Consider the following 21,693-nt stretch of genomic DNA (forward strand, 5'->3'; position numbering starts at 1 on the left):
CTTTATAGAGAGCTTTTTCCTTACTTTTTCTTCTGCTCGTCAGAAATCGCTTTTTCAAATACATCCTTGCCGGCAGCACCCGGAATTACAGTGTCACCGATAATAAAGGTTGGAACGGCTGTGATGTCAGCCTCTTCATAGGCGTGCTTCAAGGCTTGGCGCTGCACGTCCTGATATGTTCTTGTTTCCAGTGCTGATTTGAATGATGCACCGTCTAATCCCACTTCCTCGGCGAGCTTCGTCAAGATGTCAATATCGCCAATATTTTGGCCCTCCTGGAAAAACGCCTGAAAGACACGGGTGTTGTATTCATGTCCTTTATTGTATTCCTTCGCAAAATGGAAGCCTTCAAACGCGAGGTCTGTATACGGATGAGGCGAGACGTTTGGAAAATTGATCTCGACTCCTAATTTCTCCGCCATTGGCTGAATTGATGTCTGCCACATGTACTGTTTGGAAGGATCATTGACCGGATCAAGCTGAGGAGATGGGCTTGGGCGCAGTTCAAACGGCATCCACTCGACTTCAACATCCTTTCCTTTTATCGCTTCTTCAAAAGCGGCTTTTCCAACAAAACAAAATGGGCAGACGTAATCTGAATAAACTTTAATGTGTACTGTCATGATAATCTCCTTTCGTATAAATTGATTTTAAACTGTAACAATTAAAGTTACAACTGTTTTTTAAATAAAGAAGCCGATTTAGGCTTCTTTTATGATTCCAGCAAACGCTGGGCAATATATTCTCCTTTTTTGCAGCCGCCTGGGCATGCATATAAAGCAGAACCGATTGTTTGTGTATATTCGTTTAACGCATCCTTTGCTGAAAGAGCCTTCAGCATCGGGATAAACTGATTGTCGGGATTTTTTTGAAAACTGATAAACAGGAGACCTGCATCCATATAGCCGGTTTTCGGATCAAGTCCTTCTGTGTAAGAGAAAGCTCTTCGCAAAATTTGTTTTCCCGTAGATTTCGCTAGACTGACGTGTGAATTAGACGGAATTTGATTCAGCTTCACGGGATCTGTTTCCTTTTTCTGTCCGAAAGGCGCCCCTGAGCTTTTTCTGCGGCCGAAGGTATCCTCTTGGTCCTTGAGGGAAGAGCGGTCCCATATCTCAAGGAACATTTTGATTTTCCGGAAAGCCATATAGGTGCCGCCCGTCATCCAGTCAGGCTCACCGGACTGAACCCACACGATCGAGTTCATCAAGCTGTCATCCTCCGTGCTCTGGTTGCCTGTTCCATCTTTAAACCCGAAGAGATTGCGCGGTGTTTCGCCATTTTTTCCTCCGCTTAAAAAGCCTTTGTTCACAAAGCGGACCTCACAAGTGCCGACCGCTTGATTTAGCAGGTTACGCAGCGCGTGAAACGCCACTTGCTCGTCGTCTGCACATACTTGAATGCAGATGTCCCCGCCTCCCTGCTTTTCATCCAGGTTGTCATTGGGCATCGCTGGAAGAGCGGCTAGGTGCTTCGGCTTTTTGCTTTTCAGCCCGAAGCGGTCCTTTCCATCTTTTTCAAAAAAGCCAGGCCCAAATCCAAATGTGACCGTTAAGTTGGAAGGGGATAAATCAGCAGACTCACCTGTATCCTGCGGCGGCAGATACTGATTTCTCTGCTCCGCTGACATTTTCTTGCCAGATGTCAGCATCTGTGTGAGACTTGTCCAGTTTCTAAATAACGTAATGATGTCGCTTTTGTCTTTTGCTGTTACATCCAGCGCAGCAAAATAGACATACGTTTGATGGGCAGTTGTGATTCCGGCCTGATGCTTTCCGTAAAACGGAACAATCTGCTCCTCCTCTTTTTCATCCTTTTTCGATGGCTTAGCCGCAGTCTGAACAAGCGGAGCGAGACCGCCGAGTCCGCTGGCACCGATCGCAACGGCTGCCCCCGCCATTGCCCCCCATTTTAAAATGTCCCGTCTGTGAATTTGTTCTGACTTTTTTTGTTCATCGCTCATGCTGTTACAAAACTCCTTTTATAGCACATTCGCAATCTTCGACATGGTTTCAGAAAGAGTCGTCAGCTTTGTGCTCAGCTCTCTGATTTGCTTTTCACTTAATTTATCATAAGACGTATAGGACTGATCATTTGTTTTGTATTTTGCCATTAAAACTTCAAATTCGCTGAACTCCGTATCCAGTTTTTCCGTCAAGTCGGAGTGATCTTTTACAAGCGCGCTTTTCACTGTTTGATAAACGGCTTCGGAGCCTTCCACATTTGCCATAAGGTCGACTAAATCGATTCGTGAGTAGCGCTCTTCTTCTCCCGTGATTTTCGAAATCCCGGCTTCGTTCAGAAGCTCCATCGCGCCTGCTACAATTTGTTCAGGTGTTAATTTCAGTGATTGAATTGAACCGTCAAGCTCTTTTACATCCTTGAGAAGCTGGTCAGCTGTTGCCTTTTCCCCGGAAATATCTTGATCCTTCCAAATGGCCTTCTCAAGCTTATGGAAGCCTGTCCATTTGTCTCCTTCTTCAACATCGTTTTCTCGAGCATCAATTTTCGGATCAAGATCTCCGAGGCTTTCAGCGATCGGTTCGATTCGCTCGTAATAAACACGCGCTTTCGCATATAACGTTTTGGACTTTTTGATATCGCCGGATTTCACAGCACCCGTAAATGCTTCAGTCGCTTTGACAAGCTGGTCACTCTGCTCTTTGACATAGCCTTTATACTCATCCGCTGCTTTTGCCAGCTGATCGCTAGCCTTTTTGCCGCTCTTCTTCGCTTCTGTCAGGTCTTCTAAGGACGCTTTCAGTGACTCGGATTCTGTCTTGATTTTTGCTGTATCCGGTTTGTCTTTTTGCGCTTCTGTGTAGATTGGCTGAAGATGCTTTTCGATTTCTGTATATTCGAATGGATAGTCGCTGCGAATATCGTTTTCAAAGGAAAGCCAGTAGCTGTTTAACTCTTTCCCCTTCTTTTCAATCTCTTTTTGGTCTCCTTTTTCCGCTGAGTCATTCAGCTTAGAAATGATGGTTTCCATTTTATTTACGGATGCGGTGATTTCTTTAGTGATCCCGCTTTTTTCAGATGAAGCTTTTTCTTTAGTTGAAGATGTGTCGTTGGCTCCGCAGCATGCGCACAGCGCAAGGATGCATCCGGCTGATACAGCGATTTTTGTGAAATTCATTTTGTCAGTTCCTTTCCGTTTGTAAAATGTTTTGCCGCTTCTGAAACAAGCGCAATCAGTAAAAAGAGGAAAATCAACATTTGCGGAATCGTGCTGTACACAGACGGATAAATTCCTAGCACCGATACAGACGGCAGCCAGCTTTCTGCATCAGACGGAAGAATGCCCGCCAGTTGAAGGCTGTGAACGCCGGTTCCGAGAAATTTCACGCACATATACAGGACAACCGCCATTGATAGAAGAAAAAACGGCTTCAATGGAATGCGCATTCCGAGCTTGATCATCAGAACACCGACGATGACGAGAACGATAAGCCCTGCGGCAGTTCCGCCGATCAGTTCAGTGAGCGGGAGCTTCCCGACAAGCCCGATGAAAAAGATGACCGTTTCGAGACCTTCTCTTACAACTGCCAGAAATGCAATGAGCGCAAAGGAAAGCAGGCTTCGTTTTTTTAGTGCCTGTGACTTCTGGATATTGATTTTTTCTCTCCATTTATCCATTGAGGCGTTTCTGTGCAACCACACCCCGACATACAAAAGCATGACAGCGGACAGTACGCCGGTGACGCCGCCAAGCAAGAAATTGTTTTCTCCGAATACACTGGAGGAGAACAGAACCGTGACACCGATGCCGGATGCTAAGGAAACAGCCATGCCGGCAGACGCTCCGCCCCAGATCCATGCCGAGGAGCGCGTGACCCGCGCTTTTTTTGTCATGGTTAATAGTGCTCCGATGACAAGGAGGGCCTCCATCCCTTCACGAATCGGGATCAGCGCCGCATCCCACCAGCTGTAGCTGCTTGAAGCGATCGGCTCGAGCAATTGAATCATTTCGTCAATTTGCTTTGATACCTTTTCGGGATGGCTGCCGATCTCCGCCTTCATCAGTGCCAGATTTTCCTCCGATGTCGTATAGGCTTCTTTCGATTGGGACACGACGTCTCCCTCTACGGCGAGCCAGGATGTAACTAAATTGTCGATTGCGGATGACGCTTCATCCAATTGCTTTTTTTCTATGAACTGTTTTGTGTCTTTCAAGCTTTGTATATAGGCTGTTAAGGACGCCCTTGATTGACCTGAGGATGTCTTTTTCAGCACGACAGCCTGCTGATAGGTTTCTAAATGAGACGCAAGCTCTTCAAGCTGTGTTTTGAGCTTGCCTGCGTCTTGATTGATAAAAGAAAGAGAAATCATCGCGATATTCGCGTCCATTTCACTGTGAGAAGAAAGGTTTTCTTTCTTAATAGAAGGTTCTTCTTTTTTCCACTTCGCTTTGAAGGTTTCAAACGTTTGTTGTGCCGAATCCATATCCCCGTCTTTTACGGATTTGATCATTTGCTTGTTTAATTGAATTAATGCGGCGATCGGATCATCTTCCGCATGTGCCGCAGAACCGAAAACCATCAACAAGCTGAATAGAATAAGTGCCAGCCCCCGAGCCATCATGTTCCTCCTATAATTGAAAATGATTATCATTGTATAACATAATCATAGCCAGTTCTTGTCCTTTGTCAATTAAAATTTGAAGGTCTGAAAACCTTGATGGACAGCAAAAAAGCTGTCCTTTTACAGAACAGCCTTTTGAAGGAAGATGAACGATTATCTTTCTGTTTTATATGTTTGAATTTCCTCACGAAACTTGCGTGCAGCACTCTCAGGATCTTCCGCCTGACTGATGGCGCTGATCATACTGACGCCATCGGCCCCCGCTTGGATAACAGGTGCGGCATTATCTATTGTGATGCCACCGATGCCGACAATTGGAATGCTGATGCCTTGGCGGCGCACTGCTTCAATAAGAGATACCCCTTGTACCGCTCTCGTATCTTTTTTCGTTTCAGTCGGATAGATCGGCCCAAGCCCGACATAATCGGCTCCGTCTTCTTCAGCTTGCTTCACCTCAGACATCGTATGGGCAGAAACGCCGAGAATCATATCACCTATGGCAGCTCTTACCTCTTTCGCATTTGCGTCTTCCTGGCCGATGTGGATACCGTCAGCTTTCAGCTTCAGAGCCAATTCCACATCATCATTGACAATGAACGGAATACCAGCTTCACGGCAAGCTGCCTGCGCTTTTTCAGCAAATTCAATCCGAGCCTCTCCTGTCAGCGCATCCCCGCCTTTTTCACGGAACTGGTACAGGGTGGCACCGCCTTTTAACGCTTTTTGTACAACTGTAACAGGATCGGCTTTCGTATTGTTTGACCCCATAATGAAGTAAACAGATAATAACTCTTTCATCATTTCCCGAGAAATACGAGTCATGAGACAGTCACCCTTTCTATAGCCGCCCATTCTTGGACGTCTTGTTCAGTAACAGTTGAAAGCTTGTTCAGCAATTCAATCTGAAAGCTTCCAGGGCCTTTGTCAGCCGTCTGCTGTGCGGCAAGCTGAGCGGCGACCCCATACGAAGAAATGGCCGCAATAGCAGCAAACAATGGATTTTCTTCCACAGCGCAAAACGCACCGACGACGGAAGTCAGCAGGCAACCGGCGCCTGTCACTTTTGTCAGCAGCTTGTGGCCGTTATGAAGGGTGTATACATGTGACGTGTCGGCTATGACATCAACTTCACCAGTTATCGCAATGACCGTGTTTAGCTTTTGTGCCGCCTGCTGAGCCAGCCGGATGATGTCGCCTCCGCCTTCACCCGCATCAACACCTTTGATCAGCCAATCGGTCACGCCGACGGTATGGGCAATTTCCGCCGCATTTCCTCTGATTGCAGCAAGGCGCACCTCACGAATGATGTCACGTGCCGATTCAGTGCGGAACGGTGTTGCTCCGGCACCGACAGGATCAAGAATGACGGGAACCCCATGTTCATTGGCTGATTTTCCCGCGATGATCATCGCTTCGACTGACTCCTTGCTCAGCGTCCCGATATTTAAAACGAGTGCACCCGCAATCTTCGCCATATCGGCGACCTCTTCTTTTGCGTACGCCATAACGGGCGATGCGCCGAGGGCGAGCAGGCCGTTTGCTGTGAAATTCGTTACGACATTGTTGGTTATGCTATGCACCAGTGGGCTATGCCGGCGGACAGCCGTAAGACATTTCGCTGCTGATTGTGCATCCATGTTTGCATCATCCTTTACTTTCTTTTTTCGGGTCCCATAAATACGATTTCGTATGTTCGAGCCAAGCTCTGGCGGCAAACGACAAGTACCTGTCCTTTCTCCAAATAATGGCGAGGTGCCAAGGGATGACCGGATCGACAAGCGGAATGACTTTCACTTTTTCCGGGTCAAGGCCGCGGCAGATCCGTTCCGGCAAAAGCCCGATCCCAAGGTTGGCTGATACCATCTCACTAATAAAATCCCATTGTGATGTTTCATAAATGATATGGGGCCGGAACCCAGCCTTGATACATTCCGTCATAATTCGGTTGTGCAGGACAAAATCCTCCCTGAAGAAAATAAAAGGCTCGTCCTTCAACTCACGCAGCTGACATTCTTTCTCATCAGCCAGCCGGTGGGACGGGTGAACGACAAGCATTAAGGTTTCTTTTACGATTGTAAACGAATGAAAGATATCTTCGTTTGCGGGAAGGACCACAACGCCTATATCAAGAGAGCCGTCCCCGACACCTTCTTGGACTTTTATAGAACCGTCTTCGACTAGCTGAAAGGTGACATTCGGATAGTTTTCACGGAAATCGCCGAGCACTCTCGGGAAAAACCCCGATCCGATCATCGGCGGCAGTCCAATCCGTACGTGCCCTTTCTTGACTTCCATAATATCATTTAATTCTGACGTCAGGTTTTGAAATGATTTAATGATTTCCTGCGCCTGCACATACATGCTATGGCCGGCATCAGTCAGTTCTACCTGCCTGCCGTTTCGGTAAAACAGTTCAATTCCGAGCTCTTCTTCTAAATTTTTGATCATTTTTGATATCGTCGGCTGAGAAACATAAAGGGATTGGGAAGCCTTCGTAAAACTTTTTAAACGGGCGACTTCCAAGAAATATGTTAAATGGCGGATATCCATGTGCTTCACCCTTTCTATAGACAAAAGGAATACTTCTTATTCTTAATATATATTTTACCTATAGCGAGACCTTATGTACAATAAGTATATAAGGGAGGCATCAATATGAAAAAACTGTTGCTAACCGTTATTCAAATCGCTCTGTTATTTATATTTGCTCGGCTGATTAATTGGGTGACAGCCCTTCTTCATATAAATATTCCCGGCAGTATAATAGGGATTGTGATTCTTTTCACATTATTGCACTTTAACATTATCAAGCTTGAATGGATAGAGCTTGGTGCAGCGTGGCTTCTCGGGGAGCTGCTTTTATTTTTTATCCCGTCTGCCGTCGGAGTGATTGAATACGGAGACATTATGTCGAAATTTGGTGTCAGCATTCTGCTTGTTGTCATCATCAGCACGTTTGTCGTGATGGTGTCTACAGGAACGCTTACACAACTCATTGCAAAGAGAAAGGAGAAAAAGCATACGTGTTCATCGGAATTGTAAGTTTGTTTTTAACGGTTTTGGTGTATTTAGGAGCAAAAAAGGTATATCAACGCTTTCCGCGTGTTTATACGTCGCCGCTATTGGTGACGCCCGCTGTGTTAGTCGGTCTGCTGCTGCTGGTGAATGTCCCGTACGAGTCCTATAATCTCGGCGGCGGATTGCTGACCGATATGCTACAGCCGGCCACCGTGGCATTCGCGATCCCGCTATATAAATATTTCCCTGTTTTAAAGAAATACGCAGTGGAAATTATTTTGAATGTGGCCGTCGGTTCATGCATCGCGATTATTTCTACCGCTCTTATTGCGAAATGGCTTCACCTCGGCACCGGCTTAATTGACAGCCTCGTCCCGAGATCAGTGACAACGCCGATCGCGATGAACGTATCTGAAATGATCGGCGGAATGCCTGCCGTCACAGCCGTGTTTGTGATTTTAACCGCTTTGCTCGGCACAGTGATCGGCCCGATGGTCATCCGCTATTTCCGTATTGATAACGAAATCGCTCGGGGCGTGCTGCTCGGCACAAGCGCACACGGAGCGGGAACGTCAAAGGCATTTGAGCTCAGCTCTGTGTCCGGCACGATTTCAAGCGTATCGATGATCTTAGCTGCGATTATGACGCTTTGCGCGGCGCCGTTTTTACTTTCATTTATGTAAAAAACTGTCCTCTCGAGGGCAGTTTTTTTATGTGCTTCCCCTTATTGAAAAGCTCGCAAATTACAATATAATGTAATTTGTGGATACCAAAGGAGGCACCTTGATGCACAACTTGCAGGTGAGACGGCATTATGCCGCGTTAAAAGGATTTTATTTGTTTGCTTTTCTCGGTACGGGCAGCATGATTCCCTTACTCAGTATGTATTTAACGAAGGAACAGCATTTAAGCGGATCACAGGTCGGCTTGATCATGTCGCTGGGCCCGATTGTGATGATTTTCTTTCAGCCGTTTTGGGGCATGCTCAGCGACTATACGCAAAAAACGAAAGGCCTGCTGGCGGTTTGCACATCAATCACAGGCATCATTGGATTAGCCTATATTGCATTTGACAGTTTCCCTCTGTTTATTTTGATTGCGGCCTGTTTTGCAGCCTTTCAAAGCACGATTATTCCACTTTCGGACAGCATTTCACTAAGGTACACACAAGAAACAAACGGCAATTATGGCGGAATCCGCCTGTTTGGTTCTCTCGGCTTCGGTGTCGCGGTGTTTGCCATGGGACAGGTGACGAACCAGCTGTACCCCATTCACGTGATCTTTATCTTTGGCTGTGCCTTTCTATGCATTGCTGCCATATTGGCTTCACAAATGCCCGGCCAGCAGAAAACAAAAACAAAGGTCAATATCCGCAAAGGATTCCGGGAGCTTATCAGCAACAAAACCTTCCTCATCTTTATGATCATCACTTTTACGACATTTGCTCCAAACTTAGCGAACAATACGTATTTCAGTCTTTTTCTGGACAAAAGCGGCGCATCTCTCTCCGCTATCGGCATTTTATTTTTCATCGGCGTGATTTCAGAAATACCATTTATGCGGTTTGCCCAAACATTTATAGATAAAATGGGGCTGCTCAACGTCATTATGCTGTCAGGCGGAGTCTCATTATTCAGGTGGGCGCTCTATTTCACGGCGCCTTCACTATGGATCATATATGCGACGGTCTTTCTTCAGGGAGTGGCCATCGGTTTATTTATCCCGGCGGCGCTTCAATATGTGAAAAAGATTACCCCAAGACACGTTGAAGCGACGGCGCTGACCATGTACGCCGCCATTGGCAACGGGTTCGGCAACTGGTTCTGCACATTTGCAGGCGGGTACATTTTTGACTACGTGTCGATTTTCGCGGTCTACTTGCTTTTTGGCATTCTGAGCATAGCAGGCTTTGGCCTGACATTATATTTAATGAAGGCTGAAAAAAACAAACATACACTTCATCAGCCGGCTGTTACTTTTAAACCATAATGACTATAATGAACAAAAGAAAGGATGTGCGTTATGAACGGGCAAGAGCGAAACAGCATTTCGAAAGGGTTGCAGGTTGATATTGTATTGAAAGCAGATCAAAAAACAGGAAAACTGACGAGAGGGACAGTGAAGGATATTTTGACGAAATCAAACTTTCATCCGCATGGCATTAAAGTCCGTCTTGAAGATGGCCGCATTGGCCGCGTCCAGCAGATCATTTCTACATAAAAAAAGCTGCCCCTGAACAGGGCAGCTTTTTCATTATTTTTTCTTCAGAAGGACCACTTTCAGGTAGTTGCCTTCCGGAAATGCCGAAATCGTTTTGAAATCCTCCGGCAGCGTAAATTCCTCAATGATGGTGTAGCGTTCGTTTGTTTCTTTAAATGCGGCATCGATAAAGCCTTTGAATTTCTTCATGCCAAAGGCGCTGCTGTTTGTAGAGGCAACAATGACACCCTTGTCAGCAGTGATGGCGATCGTTTCCTTCAGCAGGTTTTTATAATCCTTGGCCGCGCTGAAGGTGCGTTTTTTTGTGCGCGCAAAGGAAGGCGGATCGAGAATAATCAGATCAAAGCGCAAATCCTTTTTTGCAGCATATGAAAAATAGTTAAACACGTCCATCACTTTAATGTCGTGCGCTTCGTAATCCAGCTTGTTCACGCTGAATTGCTCGATCGTTTTGGCCAGACTTCGGTTTGCCACGTCGACGCTTGTTGTTTTCTCCGCTCCGCCAAGCGCCGCTGCCACGGAGAATGCACCCGTATAAGAAAATGTATTTAAAACGTTTTTCCCTTTTGCATAGCGGTCTCTGATCGCCTTGCGCACATGTCTCTGATCCAAAAAGATGCCCGTCATGGCGCCTTCATTCAGATCCACCGCGTATTGAATGCCATTCTCCTGGATGATGATCGGGAACTCGCCCCTTCTCCCTTTCACGAAGTCATCATCTTCAACGTATTGTCCAGCCGTGTCGAAGCGTTTCTTCTCGTAAATCGCTTTATAATCAAGATCCATCTCATCCAATGCGGAAATCAGCATGTCTTTAAAGGTGTAAACCCCCTTGCTGTACCATTGAATCAGCAGGTAGCCGTCATAATAGTCGATGGTGACGCCGCCGACACCGTCGCCCTCACCGTTGAACAGGCGGAAAGCTGTTGTATCTTGAGCCTCAAATAGTTTGGCGCGCGCTTGGGCCGCTTTTGTTAATTTGGTGAGAAAAAATGCCTGGTCAACCTGTTCATGTTTATTGCGGGTAAGCGTCCAGCCGACCCCTTTGTTTTGCAGGCCATAATAGCCCCGCGCGAGAAACTCGCCGCTCTCAGACACGATATCAACGAGGTCTCCTTCTTTCATGTGCCCCGCACTCCCTGCGAGAGCTTCTTTTTCGATAAGGGGATAGCCTTTTTTGATTTTGGCAGCGTGTGCTTTCTTTAGGGTGAGTAGCTTCATATATGTCGTCCTCTTTCTGTTTGCTTTCTCTTATCGTACCACAAAACGCCAAGATGTCTGCATTGACAGAAAGGAAAGGTTTTTCTACGATAGACAAAAAGAGTTTCGAGGAGGAGCAGCATGCCAAAACGAATTGACCATACAGGCATCATGGTAAGAGATATTAACGCGTCCATCACATTTTATGAAGAGGTACTCGGCATGAAATTGAAGGATCGCATCACACACACGAACGGTGTAATCGAGCTTGCATTTCTTGGCTTTGAAGACGGCCCGGAAACAGAAATTGAACTGATTCAAGGCTACAGCAGCGAGCTTCCCGCTGAAGGAAAAGTGCACCACATTGCCCTGCTGACTGATGACATCGCGGCTGAATATACAAAAGCGGAAAAAATGAACGCAAAATTTATCGACGAGGAGATCACAACACTTCCAAACGGATACCGTTATTTCTATATCGAAGGCCCTGACGGTGAGTGGATTGAGTTCTTTCAGCGGTAATAAAAAAGCAGCATAACGCTGCTTTTTTATTATTTAAACACTTACATCACTACACATTTTTATCCGCCAGATTCAACCGCACTCTCTTCCCGCCATTTTTGATGATCCCATATTCTGAAAAACGGATAGTAGATAGCACAGGTGATCAGCAGATTTACCAGCTGCATAACGGCGCCCGACACCTTTCCGCCTGTCGCCAGGTAGCCTGATATGAGCGGCGGCATCGTCCACGGCACCGCGATTCCGGCCGGTCTTGCCACCAGCCCGGTGCTCATGCCGATATAAGTCGCCGTAATCGTGAGGAGCGGTGCGATGATAAATGGGACAATAAGGAGCGGATTCATGACAATCGGCATGCCGAAAATGATCGGCTCGTTGATATTAAAAAGCGCGGGCCCAATCCCTAATCGGCCAAGCTGCTTCATTTGTTTGCTGCGAGATCGGACAAGCATCGTCAGGACAAGCGCCAGTGTCGCTCCGCTCCCGCCGACATTGATCCAAATTTGAAAAAACTGAGTCGTAAAAATACTCGGCAGCGCCTCGCCCGCTTGGAAGGCAAGACGGTTGGCATCCATCGCGCCGTACCAAATCGGCGACATGATTCCGCCAATGATGGAAGCCCCGTGAATCCCGCACGACCAAAGCAGCATCTGTACAAATTCAGCAATCAGGCTTCCGCCGAGACTGCCGCCAAGGATGGAAAGCGGTGTGCCAAGCAGGTCTCCTACGACATTGTGCAGACTCTGAAAAGGTGTCATTTCAATCAGAAGACGCGCCAGCCACACGAGAAACACAATGATAAAGCCGGGAATCAGCGCGACAAACGATTTGCTTACCGCAGGCGGCACACCGTCTGGCATTTTGAAGACGATATTTTTTTGAATAATGTACCGATAGATTTCGGTTGAAAACAAGGCAATCAGCATGGCGACAAATAAGCCCTTGCTGCCAAGTAGCGTGATCGGGATTCCGCCCCCTACCATGATGGACTCCGTTGAGCCATCCGGTGTAAACGGCACCTCAAACGGCGTTGCCAATAGAAATGCGGCAATTGAAATCGCTCCGGCCGAAAGGGCATCAACACCATAGCTTTCCGCCAGCCGATAGGCGATCCCGAAAGCGGCGATCATCGCCATAATATCAAACGAAGCATTGACGGGATATCCGAGCTTATCAGCCCACTCCTTCCCAAACACACTCGCCATGAAATCAGCATACCCCGGAATCGGCAGGCTCGTTAAAATCAAGAAGACAGACCCGATAATAATCAGCGGCATGGTCAGGATAATTCCGTCACGCAAAGCGCTGAGGTGCCGCTGTCCGGCAATTTTCCCGGCGACAGGCATTATTTTTTCTTCCATTACCCGAGTGAATGCGCTCATCTTAAAAGCCCCCTTTTCACATTGCTTTGTGAACAACCTCCGCAATGTTTTCTTTATCTTATTTTGAAAACGCTTACAAATTCATTTGGAAAATTTCCTCTTCCTGCGGAAAAAATCTGCATTTTGCCAAACAATCCTAACTATTAATCTCTCTTTTTTCTCCGATATATATATCAAACATCATAGAAAAAGGAGATGAATCATGAAAAACATGTCTTGCAAACTTGTTGTATCACAGTCACTCTGTTTTTCAGTTTTCTCGCCGTAGGCCCTCTCGCTCATGCGCAAAACAGCAGCGAGAAAGAGGTTATTGTGGTTTATAAAAACAAGGCCGGAAAGGAAACCATCCTGGATAGTGATGCTGATGTTGAACAGCAGTATAAACATCTTCCCGCGGTAGCGGTCACAGCAGACCAGGAGACAGTAAAAGAATTAAAGCAGGATCCTGATATTTTGTATGTAGAAAACAACGTATCATTTACCGCAGCAGACAGCACGGATTTCAAAGTGCTGTCAGACGGCACTGACACCTCTGACAACTTTGAGCAATGGAACCTTGAGCCCATTCAGGTGAAACAGGCTTGGAAGGCAGGACTGACAGGAAAGAATATCAAAATTGCCGTCATTGACAGCGGGATCTCCCCCCACGATGACCTGTCGATTGCCGGCGGGTATTCAGCTGTCAGTTATACCTCTTCTTACAAAGATGATAACGGCCACGGAACACATGTCGCAGGGATTATCGGAGCCAAGCATAACGGCTACGGAATTGACGGCATCGCACCGGAAGCACAAATATACGCGGTTAAAGCGCTTGATCAGAACGGCTCGGGGGATCTTCAAAGTCTTCTCCAAGGAATTGACTGGTCGATCGCAAACGGGATGGACATCGTCAATATGAGCCTTGGCACGACGTCAGACAGCAAAATCCTTCATGAGGCCGTGAACAAAGCATATGAACAAGGTGTTCTGCTTGTTGCCGCAAGCGGTAACGACGGAAACGGCAAGCCAGTGAATTATCCGGCGGCATACAGCAGTGTCGTTGCTGTTTCAGCAACAAACGAAAAGAATCAGCTTGCCTCCTTCTCAACAACTGGAGATAAAGTTGAATTTTCAGCGCCGGGGACAAACATCACAAGCACTTACTTAAACCAGTATTATGCAACAGGAAGCGGAACATCCCAAGCGACACCGCACGCCGCTGCCATGTTTGCTTTGTTAAAACAGCGTGATCCTGCCGAGACAAACGTCCAGCTTCGCGAGGAAATGCGGAGAAATATCGTTGATCTTGGTACCGCAGGCCGCGATCAGCAATTTGGCTACGGCTTAATCCAATATAAAGCACAGGCAACAGATTCAGCGTACGCGGCAGCAGAGCAAGCGGTGAAAAAAGCGGAACAAACAAAAGCACAAACCGATATCAACAAAGCGCGAGAACTCGTCAGCCAGCTGCCGGGCTCCGACGCCAAAACTGTCCTGCACAAAAGACTGGATAAAGTACAGTCATACAGAAATGTAAAAGATGCGAAAGACAAAGTCGCAAAGGCAGAAAAATATAAAATACAGCAAACCGTTGATACAGCACAAACTGCCATCAACAAGCTGCCAAACGGAACAGACAAAAAGAACCTGCAAAAACGCTTAGACCAAGTAAAACGCTACATCACGTCAAAGCAAGCGAAAGACAAAGTTGCGAAAGCGGAAAAAAGCAAAAAGAAAACAGATGTGGACAGCGCACAATCAGCAATTGGCAAGCTGCCGGCAAGTTCAGAAAAAACGTTCCTGCAGAAGCGCCTTAACAAAGTGAAGAGCACCAATTTGAAGACGGCACAGCAATCCGTATCTGCGGCTGAAAAGAAATCAACTGATGCAAATGCGGCAAAAGCACAATCAGCCGTCAATCAGCTTCAAGCAGGCAAGGACAAAACGGCATTGCAAAAACGGTTAGACAAAGTGAAGAAAAAGTGGCGGCGGCTGAAGCAAAAAAAGTCGAAACTGCCAAGGCAAAAGTGAAGAAAGCGGAAAAAGACAAAACAAAGAAATCAAAGACATCCGCTCAGTCTGCAGTGAATCAATTAAAAGCATCCAATGAAAAAACAAAGCTGCAAAAACGGCTGAACGCCGTCAAACCGAAAAAGTAACCAAAAACCTTTAAGATTTGCATTCCAAGTCTTAAAGGTTTTTTACATTCTAAGAACACCACACACAACCTTTTTCCCATCCATTGTACAGGCTTTTCATACTATTGCTATACAGCCATGAACAGCATAAAATGAACGTTATTACAGTTATCACCACATATGGCGGGATTGTGACTGGGCAGGCAGGCAAGACCCAATGATGCAAAGGGAGTATTAATGCCTAAAAAGCAGGGCATTTTAACTCTTCTTTTCGTGTTGGGCTCATAACGGCGCCTTGGACAACCCCCTATTCTCATGCTCCGTCGTCGCGTCGACGCGGGCATTTTTGTCATTTTCAGCCGATATTTCTCACTTTTTTCATTTTGATTGTCAACTTTTCATTTGATACGATGAACAAGCCGACTTTTCTTCAGCAAAGGAGGTTTTGATTGCTTGCATAAAGAGATTGCAAAAGAATTACTGCTGCTCGCAGGAGGAAAAAACAATATTATCAGCATCAGCCATTGTACGACCCGTCTTCGTTTTGATGTAAAGGACGAGACGAAAATTGATATACATGCCATTGAGAACCTGCAAGGTGTGCAGGGCACCTTTTTCCGTTATGGGCTTTTCCAGATTATCTTCGGAGCAGGCGTCGTCAACAAAATATATAAAGAAGTCGTTCATGTATGGGAGAACGCGCCTTCTGAAGAACCTGTCCACCAGAAAAAAGCCAGCCGGAAGCTGAACCCTGCCGCAGCTTTTGCGAAAACACTGTCCGATATTTTTGTGCCGATTATTCCGGCAATAACAGCAAGCGGCCTGCTCATGGGGCTGATCGGCATGATTAAGGTGTTTCACTGGTTCGCTGCCGGCAGCCCATGGATTAAAATGCTCGACCTCGTGTCCAGCACAGCCTTTATTTTACTGCCAATTTTAGTCGGCTTCAGTGCCGCACGGCAATTTGGCAGCAACCCATACCTAGGGGCAGTGATCGCGGGGCTTTTGACGCATCCTGATCTGCTGGACCCGTCTATGCTCGGCAGCAAAACCCCGTCTTCTTTAGACATATGGGGGCTTCATATCCCGATGATGGGGTATCAGGGTTCCATTATACCGATTCTTCTCTCCGTTTTTGTCATGAGCAAAATTGAGAAGCTATTAAAATCGATTGTGCCGAAGTCACTTGATGTCGTGATTATTCCCTTTATTACGGTCATGGTGACAGGGTGCCTCGCGCTGATTGTGATGAATCCCGCCGCTTCTATCGTCGGCCAAATCATGACACAATCGATCGTCTATATTTATGATCACGCCGGCATTGCCGCCGGAGCTCTTTTCGGCGGCATCTACTCCACCATCGTCCTATCTGGATTGCATCATAGCTTTTATGCAATTGAGGCAACGCTGCTTGCTAATCCGCATGTCGGTGTCAACTTTTTAGTGCCGATATGGTCGATGGCGAATGTGGCCCAAGGCGGAGCGGGGCTTGCGGTATTCCTCAAAACGAAACAATCAAGCCTGAAAAAAATTGCGCTCCCCGCTTCTCTGACCGCGTTTTTAGGCATTGTTGAGCCGATTGTATTCGGGGTAAATCTCAAATTGATCCGTCCCTTTATCGGAGCAGCCATCGGCGGTGCTATTGGCGGAGCATACGTGGTTGCGGTACAAGTTGTGGCAAATTCCTACGGACTGACAGGCATTCCGATGATTTCAATCGTGCTGCCGTTTGGCGCCGCGAATTTTGTTCATTATATGATCGGTTTCTTGATCGCAGCCGTCTCTGCTTTTATAGCTACATTGTTTCTCGGGTTTAAAGAAGAGACAGAATAACTGGATTTATTCGTTTTCATTCATAAAACGGGGGATGAAAGGACAAAAAAGCTATGAAAATTAAAAGAATCTTAAATCATAATGCTATCGTCGTAAAGGATCAAAATGAAGAGAAGATTCTCTTGGGTGCAGGAATTGCGTTTAACAAAAAGAAGAATGATATTGTCGATCCGTCAAAAATAGAAAAAACCTTTATCAGAAAAGATACAGCTGACTATAAGCAGTTCGAAGAGATTTTAGAAACATTGCCTGAAGACCACATTCAGATTTCTGAGCAAATTATCTCTCATGCCGAAAAAGAGCTGAACATCAAAATCAACGAGCGCATTCATGTCGCTTTTTCAGACCATCTTTCTTTTGCAATTGAACGCCTGAGCAATGGGATGGTTATCAAAAATCCGCTGCTGAATGAAATCAAAGTCCTTTATCCAAAGGAGTTCCAGATCGGCTTATGGGCCAGAGCACTGATTAAAGATAAACTGGGGATTCACATTCCTGATGATGAAATCGGCAATATCGCCATGCATATCCACACAGCAAGAAACAATGCCGGCGATATGACACAAACGCTTGATATTACAACAATGATCCGTGATATTATCGAGATTATCGAAATTCAACTGTCTATTAATATCGTTGAAGATACCATCTCTTATGAACGGCTCGTGACCCATCTCCGCTTTGCCATTCAGCATATCAAAGCAGGCGAATCCATTTACGAGTTGGACGCAGAAATGATCGACATCATTAAAGAGAAGTTTAAGGATGCCTTCCTGTGTGCCCTAAGCATCGGCACCTTTGTGAAGAAGGAATACGGCTTTGAGTTTCCTGAAAAAGAATTGTGCTACATCGCCATGCATATTCAGCGGTTCTACCAACGGTCAGTCGCACGCTGAGACAAACAAAAAACGCTTTTGATCATCTCAAAAGCGTTTTTTTATATCTGTATTATTGGTTGATCGCCGGGTTGCTGATCGTATTCCACTTCGTATAAGACATGTAATGGAAATACTCATCGCGATACGGATGTTTTGTATTGGAGTTCCAAGGCTTTTCTCCGCCGCAGAAGTGCACGATTGCCGGGTTTTCTCTCGTTTCATTATATTGCTTCCGCCCTAACAGAGTCGATGGGGTTTTCAGCTTTAACATGATATAGGTTTGAGCGTTCCAGCGCGGATGAAGTTCATACCACTGATCATACAAGATCGCATTCAGTGCATCTTGGTCATGCAGCACAAGAAAGTCTTCGTCTGGGTGTTCATTGATAAAGTTGATGACTTTTTCTGTGATGTTTTGCTTTCTCCAAGACTCAAAATCAATAATCATGATACCTGAGTTAAAATACTTCCCTGTATCAGTGACGTTCATTTCTTTCAGGCGTTCATGCTGCCCCGCATCCTCAACAGCGGCTACGGTGTATGGCGCAATGTCTAAGTCCCATAGCTTAGAAATATCCTCTAGGACAAGCGCATCGCAATCGATGTAAATCATTCGTTTGATGCTTTCATCCTTAATTAAGTCGGGAATCGAAATGCGGTAATACGCGGCTTTTGTAATATGGCTGCTCTCTACCGCATGTTCATACATTTTGGTATCCACTTCTAAAAACTCAATCGGCACTCCGAATTTCAAAGTGGTTTCTTCCAGTCTTTTTTTGTTATCAGGCTTAATTCCGCCATCAATGACGTATAATTTTACCTCTCTCTCCTGATCCATGTTAGTCAATAAAGAAACGAACATCCCACCTAAATGACGAGCATAATTATCATCTGCGCATGATACGATATGCATGATTTCATCTTTCCTCAATGGTATTCATCTCCCTTTTTGTTGTACAAGTTACATACCCTTTTTCAAAAAAATAAACACGTTCTCCGACATTTTTTTAAACAGAATGTGTGATACAACAAAAAAGGTGTCATTTTTTGAAGATGCGATAAAGCAAATAAAGAATGAAAAAGCTGGCGATCGTGATGGCTTCAGCCGAGACGATATACCATGGCCATGGCCCGAGAACATCTAAGAGAGAGGATCCGCCCGGTTTTTTCGTCAAATACATATAATTCGCGCCAAGCCAGCGATCAATCAGGAAAATACAGACGCCGTACACATTAACAAGCAGGACTGTCACCCATAACGAGCGCTGGCCCATTCTGTAGGTGCCAATCACAGCCATCAGCAGACAGGATAAAAACACAGACCCGTGAGAAATAAAAAAGAGGATATATCGGATATGCGGAAATGAAAACATTCCGAGGTCAGGAGTGGCAAGAGCCTGAATCGAACTGCCGATGCCGACAAAAAACAAAAACACAAACAGCTTTCTGCTTTTTGTCACTAACATAATAGCTGACAAATACACCGACAGGTCACTAAGCTGGAGAGGCAATGAAGTGCGCACCGACCACCTGCCCGTGGCGACCATCCATATTTGATAGCCGATTTGCGAACCAAGCAAAAGAAACACAAACAGAGAACGTAAAAACCGGCTGGCCCTCGGCTGCTTGACCCCCTCTTGGAACAAAAACAACAGAATGGCCAAAAGGGCGATAATCGCTAACGTCACTACATGCTCTGTCGAAAACAGATGAAACGGATCATGCTTATAGACGGATTGAACATATTTTTGCAAAACTGCACCCCCGTTTGCGGGTTTTTGTTTATTTTGGCGTTGTTTGGGCTTTTTTTATTCAACCGATATATGGGCTTGAAGTTCACATCATCCTCTGTTACAATTCGTTTCATAGCTAATGATTCTGATAATTTAAGGCAGGCCTAAAAAATGGAACGTTCACATCAACATCAGCAGCTTCGGAAGGAAGAACACGATACACTTTCTAAGCTCAAACAAATGCCCGTCGAGTCACTCAACCTGGAAGCCATTTCGATCGCTACGAATCTGTATCGGTCTGCGCAAAGGCTCCGTGTCAAAATGGAGACTGAGGTTCTTTCTTCCTATAACCTTTCTTGGACCGCTTTCTCCATTCTTTATGATCTATGGGTATGGGGAGCGCTCGAAACGAGAAAAATCGCTGAGCTGTCAGGGATATCTACAGCTACAGCAAGCAACGTGATCAAAACGCTCGAAAAAAAGAGTTTTTGCCGTAAAAGCATCGACACAAGAGATCGGCGACTCGTGTTTGTCTCTATCACCGATTCCGGCAAACAAGCGATCGAAGAACTCTACCCGGAGTTTCACAAAGGGGAAACAGAGCTCATTGCGGGAATGACGAAGGACGAACAGAAAATATTGACAGGGCTGCTTAGAAAGGTAGCTGACAATCTTCATACAACATAAGCTTTGACGGGAATCCAGTAGCGGTTTGTCTCCCTGTTTCAGAGAGCCGGCGGAAGGTGCGAGCCGGCACACAGCAAACGTGAATTACCTCCCCGAGCTTTCTTTGTGAACCTTAAAGGTAGCAAAGAACGGGAAACCGTTATTCGAATGAGCGGAAGACGATGTCTTCAACCAGGGTGGTACCGCGTGCATTGAGCCACGTCCCTTATCGGGATGGGCTCTTTTTTGTGTTTGTAAAAAAGGAGGAAAAATGATGAGAACATTTGAGCAGCTCACAGCGTCACAGCAAAAAGAGGTAGAAAGACAGCTTCAGCTATACATGACAGGCGCCCACGAAGTCATACCGCCGGAGGAATTAAAGGCAAAGCTCGTGAAATCAATTTCCACGGGCACGCCGCTTAAAATTAAGCTCGGATTAGATCCGTCTGCACCGGATGTACATTTGGGCCATACGGTTGTGTTAAATAAGCTTCGCCAATTTCAAGAAAACGGCCACATTGTCCAGCTGTTAATTGGGGATTTCACAGGAAAAATTGGTGATCCGACCGGAAAATCGGCAGCCAGAAAGCAACTGACTGATGAAGAAGTTCAGCACAATGCCAAAACCTACTTTGAGCAATTCGGAAAAGTGCTTGATCCAGAAAAAGTCGAGCTTCACTATAACTCAAAATGGCTGAAAACATTGAATCTGGAAGATGTCATTGAATTAGCAGGGAAAATAACGGTAGCCCGCCTGATGGAGCGCGACGACTTTGAAGAACGCATCGCCATGCAAAAACCAATCTCACTGCATGAATTCTTTTACCCATTGATGCAGGGCTATGATTCTGTCGTTCTCGAAAGTGATATTGAATTAGGCGGAACGGATCAGCATTTCAATGTCCTCATGGGACGGCATTTCCAAGAAAGATACAACAAAGAAAAACAAGTCGTCATCCTTATGCCGCTCTTGGAAGGCTTGGATGGCGTCGAGAAAATGTCGAAGTCGAAACACAACTACATCGGCATTAACGAACATCCAAACGACATGTACGGAAAAACGATGTCACTGCCCGACAGCCTGATGAAAAAATACATCCACTTGGCGACAGACTTAGAGCTTGAAGAGAAAAAACAGCTCGTGAAAGACTTAGAAACCGGCGCCGTTCATCCGCGTGATGCCAAAATGCTTTTAGCCAAAACAATCGTCCGAATGTATCACGGAGAGAAAGCAGCAGAAGCTGCCGAACACTCGTTTAAAACAGTCTTTCAGGAAAACAGCCTTCCTGATGATATTCCGTCTGTCCAATGGGAAGGCGAGAAAACAATCGCGATTGTCGATCTGCTCGTTACATTGAAGCTCCTCTCTTCGAAGAGCGAGGCGCGCCGCATGATTCAAAACGGCGGTGTACGCATCGACGGAGAGAAAATAACAGATATTCACGCCAAAGCAGAGATAAGAGAGAATATGATCATCCAAGTCGGCAAACGCAAGTTTTTAAAGCTCCAATAGTTTGATATTCCGAAACGCTTATGA

20 protein-coding genes, 1 pseudogene and 1 other annotated feature are annotated in these 21,693 nt (G+C 45.9%); of the genes and pseudogenes, 10 read left to right on the forward strand and 11 right to left on the reverse strand.

The genetic code is table 11. The features are described from left to right. Positions 1-20: 20 nt before the first annotated feature. The 7 genes from MKY10_RS20495 to MKY10_RS20525 all read right to left on the reverse strand — a co-directional run bounded on the left by MKY10_RS20495 (position 21) and on the right by MKY10_RS20525 (position 7,134). Positions 21-623: a DsbA family protein gene (locus MKY10_RS20495; protein ID WP_014481274.1), complete on the reverse strand. Its 603-nt coding sequence runs from the start codon at positions 621-623 to the stop codon at positions 21-23. 89 nt (positions 624-712) lie between these two features. Beyond that, positions 713-1,963, reverse strand: a complete 1,251-nt coding sequence (gene efeB, locus MKY10_RS20500; RefSeq protein WP_048654803.1) for an iron uptake transporter deferrochelatase/peroxidase subunit — start codon at positions 1,961-1,963, stop codon at positions 713-715. Between the two features lie 18 nt (positions 1,964-1,981). Next, positions 1,982-3,139 (reverse strand): iron uptake system lipoprotein EfeM, encoded by a 1,158-nt coding sequence (gene efeM / locus MKY10_RS20505; RefSeq protein WP_339225987.1) that lies wholly within the window; start codon positions 3,137-3,139, stop codon positions 1,982-1,984. Further along, complete coding sequence (gene efeU, locus MKY10_RS20510; protein ID WP_015250934.1) at positions 3,136-4,581, reverse strand: ferrous ion permease EfeU; 1,446 nt, start codon at positions 4,579-4,581, stop codon at positions 3,136-3,138. Before efeU ends, efeM begins: the two co-directional genes overlap by 4 nt. A gap of 156 nt (positions 4,582-4,737) precedes the next feature. After that, on the reverse strand, positions 4,738-5,406 hold the full coding sequence (gene thiE, locus MKY10_RS20515) for a thiamine phosphate synthase (protein WP_015250933.1): 669 nt from the start codon (positions 5,404-5,406) through the stop codon (positions 4,738-4,740). Beyond that, positions 5,403-6,221 carry a hydroxyethylthiazole kinase gene (gene thiM, locus MKY10_RS20520; protein ID WP_015250932.1) on the reverse strand — a complete coding sequence of 273 codons (819 nt, stop codon included), beginning with the start codon at positions 6,219-6,221 and terminating at the stop codon, positions 5,403-5,405. Before thiM ends, thiE begins: the two co-directional genes overlap by 4 nt. Positions 6,222-6,228: 7 nt before the next feature. Further along, positions 6,229-7,134, reverse strand: coding sequence for a LysR family transcriptional regulator (locus tag MKY10_RS20525; protein ID WP_015250931.1), 906 nt, complete (start codon positions 7,132-7,134; stop codon positions 6,229-6,231). Between the two features lie 105 nt (positions 7,135-7,239). Between MKY10_RS20525 and MKY10_RS20530 the strand changes: the two genes are divergently transcribed. From MKY10_RS20530 to MKY10_RS20545, 4 genes are all read left to right on the forward strand, one after another. Further along, positions 7,240-7,626, forward strand: a complete 387-nt coding sequence (locus MKY10_RS20530) for a CidA/LrgA family holin-like protein (protein ID WP_003227375.1) — start codon at positions 7,240-7,242, stop codon at positions 7,624-7,626. Continuing rightward, positions 7,608-8,285, forward strand: coding sequence for a CidB/LrgB family autolysis modulator (locus MKY10_RS20535; protein WP_003227371.1), 678 nt, complete (start codon positions 7,608-7,610; stop codon positions 8,283-8,285). Before MKY10_RS20530 ends, MKY10_RS20535 begins: the two co-directional genes overlap by 19 nt. A gap of 103 nt (positions 8,286-8,388) precedes the next feature. Beyond that, entirely contained in the window at positions 8,389-9,591 is a 1,203-nt protein-coding gene (locus MKY10_RS20540) for a major facilitator superfamily domain-containing protein 6 (protein WP_015250930.1), read from the forward strand. A 33-nt stretch (positions 9,592-9,624) separates the two neighbouring features. After that, positions 9,625-9,822 (forward strand): YwbE family protein, encoded by a 198-nt coding sequence (locus MKY10_RS20545; RefSeq protein WP_003227367.1) that lies wholly within the window; start codon positions 9,625-9,627, stop codon positions 9,820-9,822. A 33-nt stretch (positions 9,823-9,855) separates the two neighbouring features. Here MKY10_RS20545 and MKY10_RS20550 read toward each other — a convergent pair whose 3' ends face one another. After that, the gene (locus MKY10_RS20550; protein WP_015250929.1) at positions 9,856-11,043 is read right to left on the reverse strand and encodes a class I SAM-dependent rRNA methyltransferase; all 1,188 of its coding nucleotides are present in this window, start codon (positions 11,041-11,043) and stop codon (positions 9,856-9,858) included. Between the two features lie 120 nt (positions 11,044-11,163). Here MKY10_RS20550 and glxA point away from each other — a divergent pair, with 120 nt between their 5' ends. Further along, entirely contained in the window at positions 11,164-11,544 is a 381-nt protein-coding gene (gene glxA / locus MKY10_RS20555) for a glyoxalase GlxA (RefSeq protein ID WP_003227362.1), read from the forward strand. A 59-nt stretch (positions 11,545-11,603) separates the two neighbouring features. Here the strand turns inward: glxA and celB are convergent, their stop codons facing one another. Then, complete coding sequence (gene celB, locus MKY10_RS20560) at positions 11,604-12,926, reverse strand: PTS cellobiose transporter subunit IIC (RefSeq protein ID WP_044052427.1); 1,323 nt, start codon at positions 12,924-12,926, stop codon at positions 11,604-11,606. Positions 12,927-13,128: 202 nt separating this feature from the next. Between celB and epr the strand changes: the two are divergent. The 3 genes and pseudogenes from epr (at position 13,129) to sacY (ending at position 17,775) form a co-directional block, all read left to right on the forward strand. Then, positions 13,129-15,067 (forward strand): annotated as a pseudogene (gene epr / locus MKY10_RS20565) (minor protease Epr). 432 nt (positions 15,068-15,499) lie between these two features. Next, positions 15,500-16,879 carry a SacY negative regulator SacX gene (gene sacX / locus MKY10_RS20570; protein WP_015250926.1) on the forward strand — a complete coding sequence of 460 codons (1,380 nt, stop codon included), beginning with the start codon at positions 15,500-15,502 and terminating at the stop codon, positions 16,877-16,879. A gap of 53 nt (positions 16,880-16,932) precedes the next feature. After that, positions 16,933-17,775, forward strand: a complete 843-nt coding sequence (sacY, locus tag MKY10_RS20575) for a transcription antiterminator SacY (protein ID WP_015250925.1) — start codon at positions 16,933-16,935, stop codon at positions 17,773-17,775. A gap of 52 nt (positions 17,776-17,827) precedes the next feature. On the opposite strand, the gene MKY10_RS20580 is transcribed toward sacY, so the two are convergent. Together MKY10_RS20580 and MKY10_RS20585 are read right to left on the reverse strand one after the other, a co-directional pair. Further along, entirely contained in the window at positions 17,828-18,688 is an 861-nt protein-coding gene (locus MKY10_RS20580; protein ID WP_015250924.1) for a glycosyltransferase, read from the reverse strand. Positions 18,689-18,797: 109 nt separating this feature from the next. After that, entirely contained in the window at positions 18,798-19,511 is a 714-nt protein-coding gene (locus tag MKY10_RS20585) for a TIGR02206 family membrane protein (RefSeq protein WP_015250923.1), read from the reverse strand. Between the two features lie 150 nt (positions 19,512-19,661). On the opposite strand from MKY10_RS20585, the gene ywaE reads away from it, so the two are divergent. After that, entirely contained in the window at positions 19,662-20,177 is a 516-nt protein-coding gene (gene ywaE, locus MKY10_RS20590) for a tyrZ transcriptional regulator YwaE (protein WP_003227345.1), read from the forward strand. Further along, positions 20,172-20,386: a binding site (T-box leader), on the forward strand. It overlaps the preceding gene by 6 nt. Positions 20,387-20,427: 41 nt before the next feature. Continuing rightward, the gene (gene tyrS, locus MKY10_RS20595) at positions 20,428-21,669 is read left to right on the forward strand and encodes a tyrosine--tRNA ligase (protein WP_114523607.1); all 1,242 of its coding nucleotides are present in this window, start codon (positions 20,428-20,430) and stop codon (positions 21,667-21,669) included. The last annotated feature ends 24 nt before the right edge of the window (positions 21,670-21,693 follow it).

This window comes from Bacillus sp. FSL P4-0290 (assembly GCF_037975435.1).
Taxonomy (GTDB): domain Bacteria; phylum Bacillota; class Bacilli; order Bacillales; family Bacillaceae; genus Bacillus; species Bacillus subtilis.